This window comes from Pseudonocardia sp. 73-21, from assembly GCF_001899645.1.
Classification (GTDB): domain Bacteria; phylum Actinomycetota; class Actinomycetes; order Mycobacteriales; family Pseudonocardiaceae; genus Pseudonocardia.
The window spans coordinates 125,643-141,860 of record NZ_MKVV01000091.1; the positions used below are offsets into that span (position 1 = coordinate 125,643).

Consider the following 16,218-nt stretch of genomic DNA (forward strand, 5'->3'; position numbering starts at 1 on the left):
ACGTGGACGCCGCGCCGCCGGACCGGTTCGCGGTGGTGGACGGGTCGGTCCGGCTCACCTACCGCGAGCTGCTCGACCGGGTCGCCCGGGCGGTGGCGGGCCTGCGCCGGCTCGGTGTCGGGCGGGGTGACGTGGTGTCGTCGCAGCTGCCGAACTGGTGGGAGGCGCTGGTGCTGCATCGCGAGGCAGAAGTACCCCGTGCACCTGCTGCTGGTGGACGAGCTCCCGAGGACGCCGACGGGCAAGGTGCAGAAGTTCCGCCTCCGCGAGCTCGCCGCCGAGGGCGTCTAGAGGGTGGTCCAGATGCCGCCGTCCACCGGGAGGATCACGCCCGTGATCCACGCCCCGGCCCGGCTCGACAGGTAGACCGCGGCCCCGGCCATGTCCTCGGCCCGGCCGATGCGGCCGAGCGGCGAGCTGGCGGCCATCTCGTCACCCGCCTCCTCGAGCAGCGCGGCCATCATCTTCGTCGGGAACGGGCCCGGCGCGATGGCGTTGACGGTGATCCCCCGCGGGCCGAGCTTCTTCGCCAGCACGCGCGTCATCTGGTGCACGCCGGCCTTGCTGGCGGTGTAGCTGAAGTTGTCGAACTCCGGGACGCGCATGCCGTCGATGCTGCCGACGTTGATCACGCGGGCCGGGTCGTCGGTGGTGGCGGCGGCCTCCAGCAGCGGGAGGAACGCGCGGGTGAGGAAGAACGGGCTCTTGAGGTTGAGGTCCAGCACCTTGTCCCAGCCCGACGCCGGGAAGTCCTCGATCGGCGCACCCCAGGCGGCGCCCGCGTTGTTGACGAGGATGTGCACGCCGCCCGGCTCGCGCTCGCCCAGCTCGGCCGCCAGCCGCACGCACTCCTGCTCCTGGGACAGGTCGGCGGCGATCGCCTCCACCTTCCCGAACGTCCCGAGCTCGGCGACCGCGGCGTCGGCGGGCCGACGCGAGGTGACGTAGACGGTGGCGCCGGCCTGCAGCAGGCCGGCCGCGATCATCTGGCCGATGCCGCGGGCGCCGCCCGTGACGACGGCGACCTTGCCGCTGAGGTCGAACAGGTCCATGGGAAGAGCCTTTCGTGTGGGGTCAGCCGAACGGTCCGCCGGCGACGGAGAGCACCCGGCCGGAGACGAACCCGGAGCGCTCGTCGGCGGAGAAGAACACGGGGTGCGCGATGTGCTCGGTGGTACCCGCGCGGTCGACCGGGATCGCGGTGACGCGCACGGCCGCCATCGCGTCGAGGTCCACGCCGCGGCGCTCGGCGACCTGCGCGACGGCCGCCGAGCCCGCCTCCTCGACGGCGGCCCCGATACCGCGCGCCGCCCCGGCGACGATCGCGGTGCTCATCGCAGCTCCGCTGCCGCTCGTTGCGCCAACAGGAACTTCCGCGGTCGTCCGCTGGGGGTGACCGGGATGTCGGCGGCGTCGATGGTCAGCACGTGGCGGGGCACCTTGAACCGCGCCAGTCGCCCGGCGCACCAGCTGATCAGCTGGGCCGGGTCGACGTCGCCGCGACCGACGATCCACGCCACCCCGACCTCGCCCATCCGGTCGTCGCTCAGCGGCACCACGTGCGCCTGCGCGACCGAGGGGTGACCGGTGAGGACGTCCTCCACCTCCTTGGGCATCACCTGCTCGCCGCCGCAGCGGTAGCACTCCTTCACCCGGCCGACGAGCGTCAGGTACCCGTCGGTGTCGATCCGGCCGAGATCGCCGGTGCGGATCCAGCCGGGCCCGTCGGAGAACGCGAGGGCGGTCTCGTCCGGCTTGTCGTAGTACCCGGCCGTGACGCCGGGGCCGCTCGCGAGCAGCTCGCCGATCTCTCCGGGGGCGACGTCGGCCCGGGTCACGACGTCGACCACGCGGTAGTCGACGAGGTGCTTCCCACCCCCGGCGACGCCCACGTCGCGCAGCCGGCCGTTGGTGGTGAGGCGCTTCTCCGGCGGGTCGTCGGGGCGGGTCACCGTGCTCGACGCCGTCACCTCGCTCATGCCGTACCCGGTGGTCAGCTCGACGCCGGCCCACTCGGTGTGGATCCGGTCCCACAGGCCGGTGGGGGAGATGCCGCCCGAGGAGATCGCGCTGGTCAGCGTGGTGGGACCGGCCCCGATCTGCGCAGCGGCGTCGAGCACCGCCAGTGTCATCGTCGGGATGAACAGGGCGTCGTCGGCGCGGTGGCGCGCGATCGCCTCCAGCGTGGCGGTGGGGGAGAACGCCGGCTGCGGGATGATCGCGCCGCCCACGAACAGCGCCGCCAGCAGACCCTCGACGTAGCCGTAGACGTGGTACATCGGCAGCGAGAACGTGATCCGCCGCCCGTCCTGGAACGCCCGGCCGTACGCGCTGCCGTAGGCGGTGCGCAGCAGCATGTCGTGGGTGAGCAGCACGCCCTTGGGCTCGCCGGTGGTGCCGGAGGTGTAGAGGATGTCGGCGACGTCGTCCGGGCCCGTGGGCACGTCCGCCACGGGGCTGCCGGTCAGCGTCGCCAGGTCGTCCCGGACGATCACCGTACGCAGCTCCCCGAGCGAGGAGCGCAGCTCGTCGAGGAACGACAGGTAGTCGAGGTCGCGGAACCGGTCCATCGTGATCAGCGCGACCGCGTTCGACTGGCGCAGCACGTAACCCAGCTCGTCGCGCCGGTTGAGGACGTTCACCGGCACGCACACGCAGCCGGCCCGGGAGATCCCGAACCTGGCGGCCACGAACTCCACGTAGTTGGCCATCACCAGCGCGACGTGCTCGCGGGGCCGCACCCCGGCCGCCGCCAGCCCGCCGGCGATGCGCACCGACCACTCCCGGATCTCGCGGTAGGTCCAGGTGCGCTCGTCGGTGACCACCAGCGGCCGGTCCGGGAACTCGGCGGCGACGAGGTCGAGCACCTGGTCGAGCCGCCGGGGCACCCAGACGGGGAACCGGGCCTCGAGGGCGGCCTGCCGCTCCGCGACGGGTGCCAGGAAAGCCACTTTGCTGTCGTGTGGTGGCCGCAAAGTGGCTTTGCTGTCATCCGGTGCGGCCACCTCAGCCACCTTTCGACGCCTTGTAGGCCTCCCAGTACGTGCGGTGGTGCGAGAACGGCTCGTCGCGGTCCTCCACCGCCGCTCGTACGCCCTTCTCCTTCTGGATCCGCTCGAAGTCCTGCATGGCCGGCCCGGCGATGGCCATCGCGTCGGCGTCGTTGGCGGCGGCGATGGCCGAGGCGATGCCCATGGCGTCCCACCAGCGGTTGGTGGACTCCTTGTGCGCGTAGAGCATCTCCAGCGGCACGTGGGAGATGCGCTCGGCGTAGGCGCGGGCGACGGCCTCCACCTCGTCGGCGGGGACGGCCCGGTTGGCCAGGCCGAGCTCGGCGGCCTCGACGCCGGTCATCGAGTCGCCGCTGAACAGCCACTCCTTGGTCTTGCGCATGCCCAGGTGGATCGGCCACATGCCGAACACGTGGATCTCGCCCATGGTGCGGGCCTCGGGCTGGCCGAAGGTCGCGTCCTCGGCGGTGAACACGATGTCGAGCACGCCGGCGAGGTCGAGCCCGCCCGCCACGCACGCACCCTTGACGACGCCGATCGTGGCCTGGCGGATGCGCCACAGCCGCATCCAGCGCTCGCGCGACTCGTGGAACTCACGGCGGGAGAAGATCGGGTTGCGCCGGTGCGGGCGCGCGTCCTCGGGCCGCGACGGCTCGCCGGTGCCCCAGAGGTAGCCCCACTCGGTGAGGTCGTAGCCGGTGCAGAAGTTCTTGCCGTTGCTCTTGACGATCAGCACGCGCGTGTCGTCGTCGGAGTCGAGGTCGTCGAGCACCAGATCGAGCTCGTCGCGCAACTTGCGGCACAGCGCGTTGCCACGATCCGGCCGGTTCAGGGTGAGGGTCGCGATCCGACCCTCCTTCTCGTAGATGAGGTGCTCGAGGTCCACGTCGTCCTCTTCCGTCGGCTGCGCCTCACCCTAGACACGGACGGCGATGTCATCAACAGCTACGTTGATACGCGGCGGCGTGGGAAGCGGTCGGCGAGGAAGCCCAGCGGTACCGCGAGGAGCCAGGAGTACTTCGCCCAGGTCGGGTCGATGAACGCCAGCGGGATGGACGGCAGGAACGCGACGGCCGCGGAGAGGGAGCCGGTGATCGCCTCCCGGGCGTGGGCGTCGGAGTGGACCTCCGGGTCGACGAGCTTCCGGTGGAACGTCGCGTACCACCACAGGGCGGCCGCGGCGACGCTCGTCGCGATGATCGTGACGGCGTAGAGCACCGTCGCGGCCGTGCCGCCGTCGGTGCCGCCGAGGACGGACGTCGGGAACGGCATGAACGCGATGCAGAACAGGAACGCGAGGTTGAGCACGAGCAGGCCCCGGTCGGAGCGGACGAGGGCGCGGACGTTGTCGTGGTGCACCAGCCAGTAGCGCCCGATCACCGCGAAGCTCAACGCGAAGGTGAGCCCGCGCGGGGCCAGCGCGGCCAGGCTCTCCCCGACGTGCCCGGGGTCGATCTCGGCGTCGGCCAGCGGGAGGACGAGCAGCGTGATGGCGATGGCGAACACGCCGTCGCTGAACGCGGCCAGCCGGTCGAGGCCCTGTGCGGCGCGGTCGTCGGTCACCGGCGCACCCTAGCGATCATCGATATCAACGGATATGTTGACGGACATGAACGTGGACGTGCTGGTGATCGGGGCGGGCTTCGCCGGGCTGCGGACGCTGCACACGATGCGCGAGCTCGGCCTCTCGGTCGCGGCCCTGGAGGCCGGCGACGGGATCGGCGGCGTCTGGAACTGGAACCGCTACCCCGGCGCGCGCTGCGACGTCGAGAGCTACGACTACTCGTTCGGCTTCTCCGACGAGCTGCAGCAGGAGTGGCGCTGGAGCGAGCGCTACGCCACCCAGCCGGAGATCCTGCGCTACATCGACCACGTGGTCGAGCGGTTCGACCTGCGCCGCGACGTCCACCTCAACCGGCGCGTGACCCGGGCGGAGTTCGAGGGCGCCCGCTGGCGGGTCACCACCGAGAACGGCGAGCACTGGTCGGGGCAGTACCTCGTGATGGCCGTGGGCAACCTGTCCACCACGAAGGCGCCCGAGTTCCCCGGGCAGAGCAGTTTCACCGGCCGGATCCTGCACACCGCGCAGTGGCCGCACGAGGGCGTCGACCTCGACGGACAGCGCGTCGGCATCATCGGCACCGGCTCGTCGGGCATGCAGATGACGCCGGTGGTGGCGAAGCAGGCCGCGCACCTCACGGTCTTCCAGCGCACGCCCAACTTCAGCATCCCCGCGTCCAACGCGCCGATCGACGACGCCACCGACGCCGAGGTCAAGGCGCACTACGCGGAGCGGCGCGAGGCGGCCCGCAACTCCCCGAGCGGCCTGGGGTTCAAGCCCAGCAGGTTCTCGGCGCTGGAGGTGACGCCCGAGGAGCGGCGCGCCACCTACGAGGCCGCATGGGAGCGCATGGGCTTCGGCTTCATCCTCGCCTACTACGACCTCATCCTCGACGAGGCCGCGAACGACACGGCGTCGGAGTTCATCCGCGAGAAGATCGGCGCGCAGGTCGACGACCCGGAGATCCGCGAGAAGCTGATCCCGCGCGGCTTCCCGTTCGGCACCAAGCGCCCCTCGGTGGACAGCGACTACTACCCGACGTTCAACCGCGACAACGTGACGCTGGTGGACGTGCGCACCGACCCGATCGAACGTGTGACGCCCACGGGCATCGACACCGGGTCGGGTCACCACGACCTGGACGTGCTGGTGTTCGCCACCGGCTTCGACGCCATGACCGGCTCCCTGCTGCGGCCGGAGATCATCGGCCGCGACGGCCGGTCGCTGCGCGAGCACTGGGTCGCGGGCCCGCAGACCTACCTCGGGCTGTTCACCCGCGGCTTCCCGAACCTCTTCGTGATCGCCGGGCCGGGCAGCCCGTCGCTGCTGTCGAACGTGCTGCTGTCGATCGAGCAGCACGTCGACTGGCTGGCGGAGCTGCTCACGCACATGCGCGAGCAGGGCGCCGACCTGGTGGAGGCCACCGCCGAGGCCGAGGCGGGCTGGGTTGCGCACGTCAACGAGCGCGCCGACGCCACGCTCTACCCGAGGGCGAAGTCCTACTACATGGGCGACGAGATCGAGGGCAAGCCGCGCGTGTTCATGCCCTACGTCGGTGGGGTGCGCGGCTACCGCCGGATCCTGGAGAAGGTCGTGGCCGACGGCTACGACGGGCTGGACTTCAGCGCGGTCCGGGCGAGGGTCTGACCCACCGGCCAGGCGTTCGGCGCGGTCACCGTCGACCGTGCCGAACGCCGGTCACCAGGCGGTCGCGCCGCCGTCGACCATCAGGTTCGTGCCGGTCACGTAGGACGCCGCCTCGCCGAGGAGGAACACCGTCGGTCCCACCAGCTCGTCGGTCTCCGCGAGGCGCCCCAGCGGGATGTCGTCGGCGTAGGCCTTGACGTGCTCCCACACGTCGGGGTGCTTGGCCATCGGCGTCGCCGTGTAACCGGGGCTGACGGCGTTGACGCGGATCCCGCGGGCTGCCCACTCCAGCGCGAGGCTCGTGGTCAGGTGCAGCACGCCCGCCTTCGCGGAGTTGTAGTGCACCTGCGCGAGCCCGCGGTTGGCGATCACCGCGGAGATCGACCCGATGTTGACGATCGACCCGCCCCCGTTCGCCAGCATCGCGGCCCCTTCCGCCTGGCAGCACGTGAAGACGCCGGTGAGGTTGACGTCCAGCAGCCGCTGCCACTGGTCGCGCCCCATCGTCTCCGCGGGGGCGTTGGAGTGGATACCCGCGCAGTTCGCCGCGTAGCGAAGCGGCCCGAGAGCGTCCTGCGTGCGAGCGACGGCGTCGGCCACCTGTGCGGTGTCGGACACGTCCGCGGTGATCGCGACCGCCCGGCGTCCGATCTCCTGGATCGCGGCGGCGGTCTTCTCGCTGCTCACGACGTCGAGGCAGGCGACGTCGGCCCCGAACTCGGCCAGCCCGAGCGCCACGCGGGCCCCGATGCCGCCTGCGGCGCCGGTGACCAGGGCGACGCCGGCGAGCTGGAAGGAGGGCGGGGCCATCAGCTCATCGATCCCTGGGTCTTCGCCTCCTGCTCGGCCTGGTGCTTGGCGGTGAACGCGTTGATGGCGTCCCACTGCTTGGCGGCCAGCGGGTCGCGCACCGAGCGGGTCCAGGCCTCGTTGGCGAGCAGCCGCTTGGTGGTCTTCTTGAACACGGGCATCACGTGGTTGGCGAACAGGTGGTAGTGGTGCTGGGTCTCCTCCCACGGCGCCCAGTTGTGGGCGAACATGAGGTAGGCGCCGAACCCGCCCTGGCTCTGCTCCTCGAGCCGCTCGATCTGGGTGATCGCGTCGGCGGCCGTGCCGATGATGCCCATACCGGACTCGATGACGAAGTCGATGCGTTCCTTGGTGTTCTCGCCCATGACGCCCAGCTGGGGGGCGGCGGCGGTGTGCTGGAGGTAGTCGAACCAGGCGTCGATGCCGTAGGCGACGTCCTTGATCGCCTGGTCCTTGGTGTCGGCGATGTGCATGGGGCCGACGAGGCGCCAGCCCTCGCGGTTGACGTCCTGCCCGAACTCCTTGGCCCGCTCCTCGACGACCGACCAGTGCATGCCCAGGGCGTCGAAGCCCTCCTGGCTCATGGTGGCGCCGATGGAGATCATCCCGAGGCCGTGCTTGCCGACCAGGCGCGGCCCGGACGGCGAGACGATGGCGGCGGTGGCGATCTCGGGGTGCGGGTCGGAGTAGGCGTCCATCTGCAGGCGGGCCTCGACCAGCTTGTAGCGGCCGGTGTCGATGCTGATGGGCTCGTCGCTGCGCAGCAGGTGCATGAGGACGTCGACGTCGGTCTCCAGCGCGGCGCGGGCGTCGGCGGGGTCGAGGCCGAGCATCTGCGCGTCGGTGGCCAGCGCGCCGGGGCCGACGCCCATCATGGCGCGGCCGCGGGTGAGGTGGTCGAGCAGGATCAACCGGTCCGCCACCAGGAACGGGTTGTGGTACGGCAGCGAGAGCACGCCGGCCCCGAGCTTGATGTTCTTCGTGACCTGGGCGACGTGGGCGATGAACATGAGCGGGTCGCCGATCGGCTCGACGCCGCAGGAGTGGTGCTCGCCGAACCAGGCCTCGTCGAAGCCCATGCGGTCGAGCATCTGGACGAGCTCGACGTCGCGCTGCAGGGAGTAGGTCGGGTTCTGCCCGACCGGGACGTGGTGCGGGGGCAGGAAGATGCCGAAACGCATACGGGCCACGGGGGTCTCCTTTGACGGTGTCCTGTGATTGTGACCACGGTTCACACGAGCCTGTCAACGTTGGAGTTGACGATCAGCGCTAGGCTGGATCGATGGACCCACTCGTCGGACTGATGCGGCGCTTCGCCCTCGACTGGCTGGGACGCGCCGACGTCGACGCGTGCGCCGGGATCATGGCCGAGGACTACTCGATCCTCATCGGTGGCCACACGCTCGCCGGCCGCGAGGACGCCTACATCCCCGGCACGCTCGCCCAGCTGCACCGCTTCCCGGGTCTGCTGCTCTCGGTGCAGGACCTGTTCACCGACGGCGACCGCGTCGCCATGCGCTTCACCGAGCACGGCCCGTCGGAGGCCGACGACATGGCGCCGGCGGCCTGGGGCGGCATCGGGCTGTTCTTCTGGGACGGCGAGCGGCTCACGCGCAACGTCACCGAGGAGGACTACCACTCCCGGCGTCGTCAGCTCGCCGAGCGGGTCAGCGATCCGGTCGAGAGTCCGGCGCCGGCGCCGTGGGCGGCCCTCCCGCAGGCGGCCGACCCGGCCGCCGAGGCCACGGTGCGCACCTGGCTGGAGAGGGGCTCGCTGGACGGGCTCGTCGTCGACGACGGCTGGACCGGGCAGCCGACGCCCCCGCTGCTCGACGTCACGGGCGTCGCGGTCGGGGAGCTGTTCTCCGCGGGCGACCGCGTGGCGTTCCAGGTCGTGCAGACCGGGCGCTACCTCGGCGGCCTGCCCGGGACCGACGGCGCGGAGGGTCGGGAGGCGTCGATGTCGGTGGTCGGGATGGTCACCGCCGGTGCCGACGGGACGGTCACCGGACGGGCCGTACGGGACCGCGTCGGCCTGCGCCGGGCGGTCCGCGCATGAGCCTCGACCCGGATGCCGCCGACCTGCTCGCCCGCCTGGACGAGATGGGCATGAAGCCCTACGAGGAGCTCGGCGGCGTGCTGCGCGCCCGCAGCGCCATCGAGGGCGGGCGCTGGATGCAGGAGGAGAAGGCCGAGATCTCCACGAGGGACGTGCTCGTGGCGGGTGATACGGGGCGGCTCCCCGCTCGCGTCTACCACCCCGAGCCGGGTGCGGTCCTGCCGCTGGTCGCGCACTTCCACGGGGGTGGCTGGGTCGGCGGCAGCATCGCGGCGGCGGACCGGCCGTGCCGCACGCTCGCGCTCGCGTCGGGGTGCGTCGTCGTGTCGGTGGAGTACCGGCTCGCACCCGAGAACCCGTTCCCGGCGCCGCTGCGCGACTGCGTCGCCGCCACCCGCTGGCTGGCCTCGCATGCGGCCGAGATCGGCGCCGACGGTGGGCGGATCGCGCTGATGGGTGACAGCGCCGGCGGCAACCTGGCGGCGGCCACCGCGCTCGTGCTGCGCGACGAGGGCGGCCCGGACATCGCCCACCAGGTGCTGCTGTACCCGGTGCTCGACCAGGGCGGCTCCTACCCGTCGCGGGAGTCGAACGGCACGGGGTATCTGCTCACGGCGGGGTCGATGGCCTGGTTCGGGTCGCACTACGCGGCCGATGCCGCCGATCCGTACGCGTCACCACTGCGCGCGGACCATCTCCGCGACCTGCCGCCCGCGACCATCGCGGTGGCCGGTTTCGACCCCCTGCGGGACGAGGGCGTGGCCTACGCGGAGCGCCTGCGCGCCGACGGTGTACCCGTCGCGCTCCTGGAGTGGCCCGGCACGGTCCACGGCTTCTTCTGGATGGCCGGGGAACTGCAGGCGGGACGGGACCTGGCGGCGAACGTGGCGGAGGTCCTGCGCCGCGTACTCCACGGCGTTGGTCAAGGAGCAGATGTCGTGAGTGGATCATGAACAGCGACATCAACGCCTTGATCAACGGGGTGGGGGTGGTCGGGGGCGGCACCATGGGGGCCGGGATCGCCTACGTCTTCGCCACCGCCGGCGTTCCCACCACCGTCGTCGAGCCGGACGGTGGGCGGGCCGCCGGGCTGGTCGGATCGCTGCAGGTGCGGGCCCGCCGCGGGGTGGAGCGGGGCAAGCTCGACGCCGCCCGGGCCGACGCGCTGGACGGGCTGCTGAGCGTGACCGACACGGTGGACGGGCTCCCCGAGGGTCTCGACCTCGTGATCGAGACCGTGCCCGAGCGTCAGGCCCTCAAGCTCGACGTGCTGGCCGCCGCCGAGGCGCGGGTGCCGGCGCTGCTCGCGTCCAACACGAGCGCGCTGTCGATCGACGAGCTCGCCGGGGCGCTGGCGCGTCCGGAGGCGTTCCTGGGCATGCACTTCTTCAACCCGGTCTGGTCGCTGCCGCTGGTGGAGATCGTCCGCGGGGAGGCGACGTCGGAGGCGGCGATCGCCGCGGCGCGGGCCGCGGCCGTCGCGATCGGCAAGGAGTCGATCCTCGTCCGCAACGTGCCGGGCTTCGCCACGAGCCGCCTGGACAACATCGCCGCGTTCGAGGCCATGCGGATGCTGGAGCAGGGCGTGGCCAGCGCCGAGGACATCGACCGGGCCGCCGTGCTCGCCTACGGGCACCCCATCGGCCCGCTGCACCTCTCGGACATCGTCGGCCTCGACGTGCGGCTCGACATCGCCCGGAACCTGTCCGGGATCTACGGCGAGGCCTACGCCCCACCGGCCGTCCTGGAGCAGCTGGTGGAGCGCGGCGACCTTGGCCGCAAGACCGGGCGCGGGTTCTTCGACTGGACCGCTTGACGTCGGCCACGTCCGGTATCAACATTGGCGTTGACTAGTAGGAGGCGAAGTGGCCGACGGACAGGTGCGCGACGCGCTGCTCACCGAGACCGACGAGCGCCGTGCCCTGCGCGACGCGGTCGGCAAGCTCGTGGGCGGCTACGGGCGCGAGTACTTCCAGGACGTGACGCGCAAGGGCGAGAAGCCCGACGCGCTGTGGGCGGACATGGGCAAGAACGGGTTCCTCGGGGTGCACCTGCCCGAGGAGTACGGCGGCGGCGGGGGCGGGCTGGAGGATCTCGCGCTCGTCATCGAGGAGACCGCGGCCCAGGGCTGCCCGATGTTCATGCTGGTGATCTCCCCGGCCATCGCCGGATCGCTGCTGGTGGCGCACGGCACGCCTGCGCAGAAGCAGAAGTGGCTGCCCGGCATCGCCGACGGCACCAAGAAGGTCTGCTTCGCGATCACCGAGCCCGACGCGGGCACGAACACCCACAACATCACCACCACGGCCCATCGCGATGAATCAGGGGAGCACGCCGATAGGGGCTGGCGGCTGCGGGGCCAGAAGTACTGGACGTCGGGCATCGACGAGGCCGACGCGGTGCTCGTCGTCGCCAAGGACGTGGCGAGCGGCAAGCCCTCGCTGTTCCTGATCCCGACCGACGCCCCGGGCCTGTCCTGGCAGAAGATCGACTCGGCGTTGCAGATCCCGGAGAACCAGTTCACGACGTTCTACGACGACGTTCCGGTGCCCGCGGACGGCATCGTCGGCGCGGAGGGCGCGGGGCTCAAGGCGATGTTCGCCGGCCTCAACCCCGAGCGCGTCACCGCGGCGGCGCAGGCCAACGGCATCGGCCGCTACGCGATCAAGCGAGGCGCGCGGTACGCGAGCGAGCGCACGGTCTGGTCCACGCCCATCGGCGCCCACCAGGGCATCGCGCACCCGCTGGCCAAGGCCTACATCGAGGTGCAGCTCTCCCGGCTGATGACCCAGCACGCGGCGCAGCTCGCCGACGCCGGGGCCGAGGCGGGGGAGGCGGCCAACATCGCGAAATACTCCGCGGGTGAGGCGGCCGTCGCCGCACTCGACCACGCCATCCAGATCCACGGCGGCAACGGCCTGTCGAACGAGTACGGCCTGAGCGACCTGTGGTTCACCGCGCGGATGTTCCGCACCGCGCCGGTGAGCAAGGAGATGGTGCTCAACCACGTCGCCCAGCACAGCCTGGGCCTGCCCAAGAGTTACTGAAGTGGGCTCCCCGACCGGAAGTGCGCTGACCAACGAGGCCCGAGGCCTGGCCTGCGGAGAACTACCGAGGTGGGCTCCCGGCGCGGACGCCCGATGAACGAGGCCAGAATGCCGGCAGGGGAGGAGTCAGTCGTGCTCGAGGATCTGCTCGCGAAGCTGGTCGCGCTCGGCACCGAGCGGCCGGCCATCACCTGCGGCGAGACCACGCTGACGTTCGGCGCCCTCGACCGCCGCAGCTCGCAGGTGGCGCACGCGCTGGTCCGGGACGGGGTGCGCCCCGGTGAACGCGTCGCGGTGCTGACGAAGAACCGGTCCGAGTTCTTCGAGCTGCTCTTCGGGGCGGCCCGGGCGGGCGCGGTGCTGGTGGCGCTGAACTGGCGGCTCGCGCCGCCGGAGATCGCCGCGATCGTGGCGGACGCGGAGCCCGCGCTGGTGCTCGCCGGCACCGACCAGCGCCCCCTGCTGCCGGCGTCGCTCGTCGACGGGGCGGTGGACCTCGACACCGGCTACGAGGTCTGGATCGACGGCCTGCCGGGCACCCCGCCGGAGGTCGCCGTCGCGCCCGACGACGTGGTCCTGCAGCTCTACAGCTCCGGCACCACCGGGGTGCCCAAGGGCGCCCGGCTCACCCACGCCAACCTGATGTTCACCCCGCGCATGGGCCGCGAGTCCTACCGGATGAGCGCGGACTCGGTGAACCTGCTGGCCTCGCCGCTGTTCCACATCGGCGGCACCGGCTATGCCCTGACGGCGATGGGGCAGGGCGCGCACACCGTGCTGATGGCCGAGGTCGACCCGGTCGCGATGGTGCGCGCGATCGGGCGGCACCGCGTCACGCATGCGTTCTTCGTGCCGGCCGTCGTCAAGCTGCTGCTCGACGGCGCGGCGGGCGCCGACCTGTCGAGCCTCGAGGTGATCGCCTACGGCGGCGCCCCGATGACCGAGGCCCTGCTGCTGCGCGCGATCAGCACCCTGAGCTGCGCGTTCATGGGTGTCTACGGCATGACGGAGACGGCGGGCAGCGTCACCGCCCTGGCCCCCGAGGACCACGACCCGGGAGGTCCCCGTGCCGGGCTCCTCCGTTCGGTCGGCCGGCCGCTGCCGTGGCACGAGGTGGTGGTGCACGACCCGATCACCGGCTCGCCCCCGGGGGTGGGCGAGGTGGGGGAGATCTGGGTGCGCTCGGGCCAGAACACGCCCGGCTACTGGCACCGCCCCGAGGAGTCGGCCGCCACGCTCACCGCGGACGGCTGGCTGCGCACCGGCGACGCCGCCTACACCGACGCGGACGGCTACCTGTTCCTGCACGACCGGATCAAGGACATGATCATCTCGGGCGGCGAGAACATCTACCCCGCCGAGGTGGAGAACGCGCTGGCCGGCCACCCCGCCGTGGCCGACGTCGCGGTGATCGGCATCCCCAGCGAGCGCTGGGGAGAGACGGTGAAGGCGGTGGTGGTCGCGGCGGAGGGAACGCAGCCCACCCCGGAGGAGTTGATCGCCCACGCGAGGGAGCGCCTGGCGCGCTACAAGTGCCCCACGGTGGTGGAGTTCAGGGAGAGCCTGCCGCGCAACGCGAGCGGCAAACTGCTGAAGAAGATCCTCAGAGCCGGCTCCTGAACGTGGAGAAGTTGTCCACAGGGCGCGAACTCGGGCTGCCGCTGGGGTCGCGCCGGCCGTCAGGCTGGGGAGTCCCGTAGCCGGGCGGCGATGATGCGGATCTGGTCGGACCTGGGGAACTCCGCACTGGTGGCCGACCGTCTCCGCCGTAGCTGCCAGCGTCGTTCGCGCGCGTACGCACGTCCGCTCGCGAACGCGTCAGGCGTAGCAGCTCAGGGGGCGGCCGCCGTTGTACTCCACCATGTCCCTCAGCGCCGCCACCACGTCGATCTGTGCGCCGCGCTCCGCCCCGTCCAGCTCCGCGTAGGCGCGGTGGAGGTTGCCCACGATGCGCTCGGCGTCCAGCCAGCCCTCGTACTCGCCGAGGTCGGTCTCGCGGGCCGTCTCCAGGGGCGTGAGCCCGGCTGCGCGACCGCGTTCCGCCACGTCCGTGACGAAGCGCAGGTAGCCCAGCACGTCGTCGATCACCGACGGGCCGGCGGGCTCGCCGTGACCGGGCACGATCGTGGTGGCGCCCAGCGGCGCGAGCACCTCCTCGCAGACCTGGACGGCGCCGGCGATCGAGCCCATCAGCAGGAACGGGGTGCCGCCGTGGAAGAGTAGATCGCCCGAGAACAGCAGCGACCGCTCCGGGATCCAGACGATCGAGTCGTTCGTGGTGTGGGCGGGGGTGCCGACGTGACGGACCTCGCAGCGGAGATCGTCCACCCAGAGCGTCACGCCCTCGGTGTAGGTGAGGAACGGCGGTGCCAGCTCGATCTCGCCCCACTCCACGGGCGTCCAGATGCCAGGGAAGTTCGGCTTGCCGGCGGCCAGCACCTGCGCGCGCGTCTGCTCGTGCCCGACGATCGTCGCGCCGCCGAACAGGTGGTTGCCGTGGGTGTGGTCGCCGTGGTGGTGGGTGTTGACCAGCGTGCGGACGGGCCGTTCGGTGACGGCGCCGACCGCGCCCAGGAACGCGCGGGTGCGGCGCTCGGTGGAGCACGAGTCGATCGCGACGGCGCCGGTGCGGCCCATCAGCAGGCCGGTGTTGTTGATCCACCAGCTGCCGTCGGGCTGGACGTAGGCGAAGACGTTCTCGCTCACCTCCTGCAGGTCACCCGGCGGAAGGTCCCGATCGTCATGGGCAGGGTCGTGGGGGGAGGAGCTCACGATGCCCATCCTGCCGCAGGTAGGCTCCGCAACTCGACGAGTGGGCGGCTCCACGAACGGAACGGCGAGGGATGACGAGCGGAATCGGCCGGCGGCGGGCAGCGGCCCGCGACGAGGGCGGGGCCGCCTACCAGGAGCGGCGCACCGAGATCGTGCACGCGGCGGCGGAGATGTTCAAGAAGAACGGCTACCGCGGCACGAAGCTCATGGACATCGCGGAGGCCATGGGCCTCGACCGCGCGTCGCTGTACTACTACGTCGGCAGCAAGGAGGAGCTGTTCCACGAGGTCGTCGGCACGGCGGTGGAGACCAACGCCGACACCGCGGAGCAGATCCTGGCCGGCCCCGGTGCGGCGCCCGACAAGCTGCGCACGCTGGTGCGCAGCCTGATGGTGTCCTACGCCGAGACCTACCCGTTCCTCTACGTCTACATCCAGGAGAACCTCGGCACCGGCGCGCGGGACACCTCCGACTGGGCCCGCGAGATGCGCCACCACAACAAGCGCTACGAGAACGCCGTGGTGGCGATCGTGCAGGCCGGCATCGACGAGGGCACGCTGCGCACCGAGACCCAGGCGTGGGTGATCGGGTTCGGGATCATCGGCATGGTGGCCTGGTCCAACCGCTGGTTCGACCCCACCACGTCCACCGTGCCCGCCGAGGAGATCGGCGCGGCCTACGCCGAGACGCTGCTCAGGGGTCTGCAGGTCTAGAACCCGCCCGGGACGAGCCGCGTCAGCGCCGCGGGCCGGTCGGGGTGCACGACGATCCCGACGGCGTCTCTCACGTCCCCCATCATGCGGGAACAGCAACGCTGTGACGTCGATGCGTTCGACGTCGACGCGAGATAGGGTCGGCTCATGCCCTCCGGACCGCCCATCGCCCCTCCGATCGGCATGGAGCTGGCGGCCGTCGCGCGGGTGGTCGGGCGGGCCTTCGACGAGGCGCTGACCGCGGCCGGGGGATCGCGCCCGACCTGGCTCGTGCTGCTGTCGCTCAAGACCCGTCCCGTGGCCAACCAGCGCGAGCTGGCCGCCGCCGTCGGCATCCAGGGCGCCACGCTCACCCACCACCTCAACGGCATGGAGTCCGACGGGCTGCTCACCCGCCGCCGGGACCCGGAGAACCGGCGGGTGCACCTCGTGGAGCTGACCGAGGCGGGGGAGACGGCGTTCCACCGGCTGCGGCTCGCCGCGGCGGAGCACGACGAGCGGCTGCGCGCCGGATTCGACGCGACGGATCTCGACCGGCTGCGCGAGCTGCTGGACCGGCTGCGGAACAACGTGCTGTGAGGGTTCTCGTCGACGCCGT

16 protein-coding genes and 1 pseudogene are annotated in these 16,218 nt (G+C 71.7%); 9 read left to right on the forward strand and 8 right to left on the reverse strand.

Going from position 1 to position 16,218, the window contains the following annotated elements:
* Nucleotides 1-2: 2 nt before the first annotated feature.
* Nucleotides 3-164: pseudogene (locus BGP03_RS28445) on the forward strand (AMP-binding protein); the annotation flags it as partial.
* Between the two features lie 123 nt (nucleotides 165-287).
* On the opposite strand, the gene BGP03_RS28450 reads toward BGP03_RS28445, so the two are convergent.
* From BGP03_RS28450 to BGP03_RS28470, 5 genes are read right to left on the reverse strand one after another with little or no spacing between them, the layout of a single operon-like run.
* Nucleotides 288-1,052, reverse strand: a complete 765-nt coding sequence (locus tag BGP03_RS28450; RefSeq protein ID WP_296368210.1) for an SDR family oxidoreductase — start codon at nucleotides 1,050-1,052, stop codon at nucleotides 288-290.
* Nucleotides 1,053-1,074: 22 nt separating this feature from the next.
* A complete protein-coding gene (locus BGP03_RS36090; protein ID WP_363094648.1) occupies nucleotides 1,075-1,335 on the reverse strand; it encodes a hypothetical protein in 261 nt (86 codons plus the stop codon).
* Nucleotides 1,332-2,951, reverse strand: coding sequence for a class I adenylate-forming enzyme family protein (locus BGP03_RS28460; RefSeq protein WP_298799053.1), 1,620 nt, complete (start codon nucleotides 2,949-2,951; stop codon nucleotides 1,332-1,334). The genes BGP03_RS36090 and BGP03_RS28460 overlap by 4 nt, the downstream gene beginning before the upstream one ends.
* A gap of 55 nt (nucleotides 2,952-3,006) precedes the next feature.
* The gene (locus tag BGP03_RS28465) at nucleotides 3,007-3,897 is read right to left on the reverse strand and encodes an enoyl-CoA hydratase-related protein (RefSeq protein WP_298799054.1); all 891 of its coding nucleotides are present in this window, start codon (nucleotides 3,895-3,897) and stop codon (nucleotides 3,007-3,009) included.
* Between the two features lie 59 nt (nucleotides 3,898-3,956).
* The gene (locus BGP03_RS28470) at nucleotides 3,957-4,574 is read right to left on the reverse strand and encodes a TMEM175 family protein (protein WP_298799055.1); all 618 of its coding nucleotides are present in this window, start codon (nucleotides 4,572-4,574) and stop codon (nucleotides 3,957-3,959) included.
* Nucleotides 4,575-4,620: 46 nt separating this feature from the next.
* Here BGP03_RS28470 and BGP03_RS28475 point away from each other — a divergent pair, with 46 nt between their 5' ends.
* Nucleotides 4,621-6,219, forward strand: a complete 1,599-nt coding sequence (locus tag BGP03_RS28475) for an NAD(P)/FAD-dependent oxidoreductase (RefSeq protein WP_298799056.1) — start codon at nucleotides 4,621-4,623, stop codon at nucleotides 6,217-6,219.
* Between the two features lie 51 nt (nucleotides 6,220-6,270).
* Here BGP03_RS28475 and BGP03_RS28480 read toward each other — a convergent pair whose 3' ends face one another.
* Together BGP03_RS28480 and BGP03_RS28485 are read right to left on the reverse strand one after the other, a co-directional pair.
* Entirely contained in the window at nucleotides 6,271-7,029 is a 759-nt protein-coding gene (locus BGP03_RS28480; RefSeq protein WP_298799057.1) for an SDR family oxidoreductase, read from the reverse strand.
* Nucleotides 7,029-8,210 carry an LLM class flavin-dependent oxidoreductase gene (locus tag BGP03_RS28485; protein ID WP_296368547.1) on the reverse strand — a complete coding sequence of 394 codons (1,182 nt, stop codon included), beginning with the start codon at nucleotides 8,208-8,210 and terminating at the stop codon, nucleotides 7,029-7,031. Before BGP03_RS28485 ends, BGP03_RS28480 begins: the two co-directional genes overlap by 1 nt.
* 101 nt (nucleotides 8,211-8,311) lie before the next feature.
* Between BGP03_RS28485 and BGP03_RS28490 the strand changes: the two genes are divergently transcribed.
* The 5 genes from BGP03_RS28490 to BGP03_RS28510 all read left to right on the forward strand — a co-directional run bounded on the left by BGP03_RS28490 (nucleotide 8,312) and on the right by BGP03_RS28510 (nucleotide 13,755).
* Nucleotides 8,312-9,088: a nuclear transport factor 2 family protein gene (locus tag BGP03_RS28490; RefSeq protein WP_296368223.1), complete on the forward strand. Its 777-nt coding sequence runs from the start codon at nucleotides 8,312-8,314 to the stop codon at nucleotides 9,086-9,088.
* Entirely contained in the window at nucleotides 9,085-10,041 is a 957-nt protein-coding gene (locus BGP03_RS28495; protein ID WP_296368226.1) for an alpha/beta hydrolase, read from the forward strand. The genes BGP03_RS28490 and BGP03_RS28495 overlap by 4 nt, the downstream gene beginning before the upstream one ends.
* Nucleotides 10,038-10,904: a 3-hydroxyacyl-CoA dehydrogenase NAD-binding domain-containing protein gene (locus tag BGP03_RS28500; protein WP_298799058.1), complete on the forward strand. Its 867-nt coding sequence runs from the start codon at nucleotides 10,038-10,040 to the stop codon at nucleotides 10,902-10,904. The genes BGP03_RS28495 and BGP03_RS28500 overlap by 4 nt, the downstream gene beginning before the upstream one ends.
* Before the next feature lie 49 nt (nucleotides 10,905-10,953).
* Nucleotides 10,954-12,135, forward strand: a complete 1,182-nt coding sequence (locus BGP03_RS28505; RefSeq protein ID WP_296368230.1) for an acyl-CoA dehydrogenase family protein — start codon at nucleotides 10,954-10,956, stop codon at nucleotides 12,133-12,135.
* Between the two features lie 132 nt (nucleotides 12,136-12,267).
* On the forward strand, nucleotides 12,268-13,755 hold the full coding sequence (locus BGP03_RS28510) for a long-chain-fatty-acid--CoA ligase (protein ID WP_298799059.1): 1,488 nt from the start codon (nucleotides 12,268-12,270) through the stop codon (nucleotides 13,753-13,755).
* Nucleotides 13,756-13,953: 198 nt separating this feature from the next.
* Here BGP03_RS28510 and BGP03_RS28515 read toward each other — a convergent pair whose 3' ends face one another.
* Nucleotides 13,954-14,841 carry an MBL fold metallo-hydrolase gene (locus BGP03_RS28515; RefSeq protein ID WP_299738173.1) on the reverse strand — a complete coding sequence of 296 codons (888 nt, stop codon included), beginning with the start codon at nucleotides 14,839-14,841 and terminating at the stop codon, nucleotides 13,954-13,956.
* A gap of 137 nt (nucleotides 14,842-14,978) precedes the next feature.
* Here BGP03_RS28515 and BGP03_RS28520 point away from each other — a divergent pair, with 137 nt between their 5' ends.
* Both BGP03_RS28520 and BGP03_RS28525 read left to right on the forward strand, forming a co-directional pair.
* Complete coding sequence (locus tag BGP03_RS28520) at nucleotides 14,979-15,620, forward strand: TetR/AcrR family transcriptional regulator (protein ID WP_296368236.1); 642 nt, start codon at nucleotides 14,979-14,981, stop codon at nucleotides 15,618-15,620.
* A 147-nt stretch (nucleotides 15,621-15,767) separates the two neighbouring features.
* Nucleotides 15,768-16,199, forward strand: a complete 432-nt coding sequence (locus BGP03_RS28525; protein ID WP_296368238.1) for a MarR family transcriptional regulator — start codon at nucleotides 15,768-15,770, stop codon at nucleotides 16,197-16,199.
* The last annotated feature ends 19 nt before the right edge of the window (nucleotides 16,200-16,218 follow it).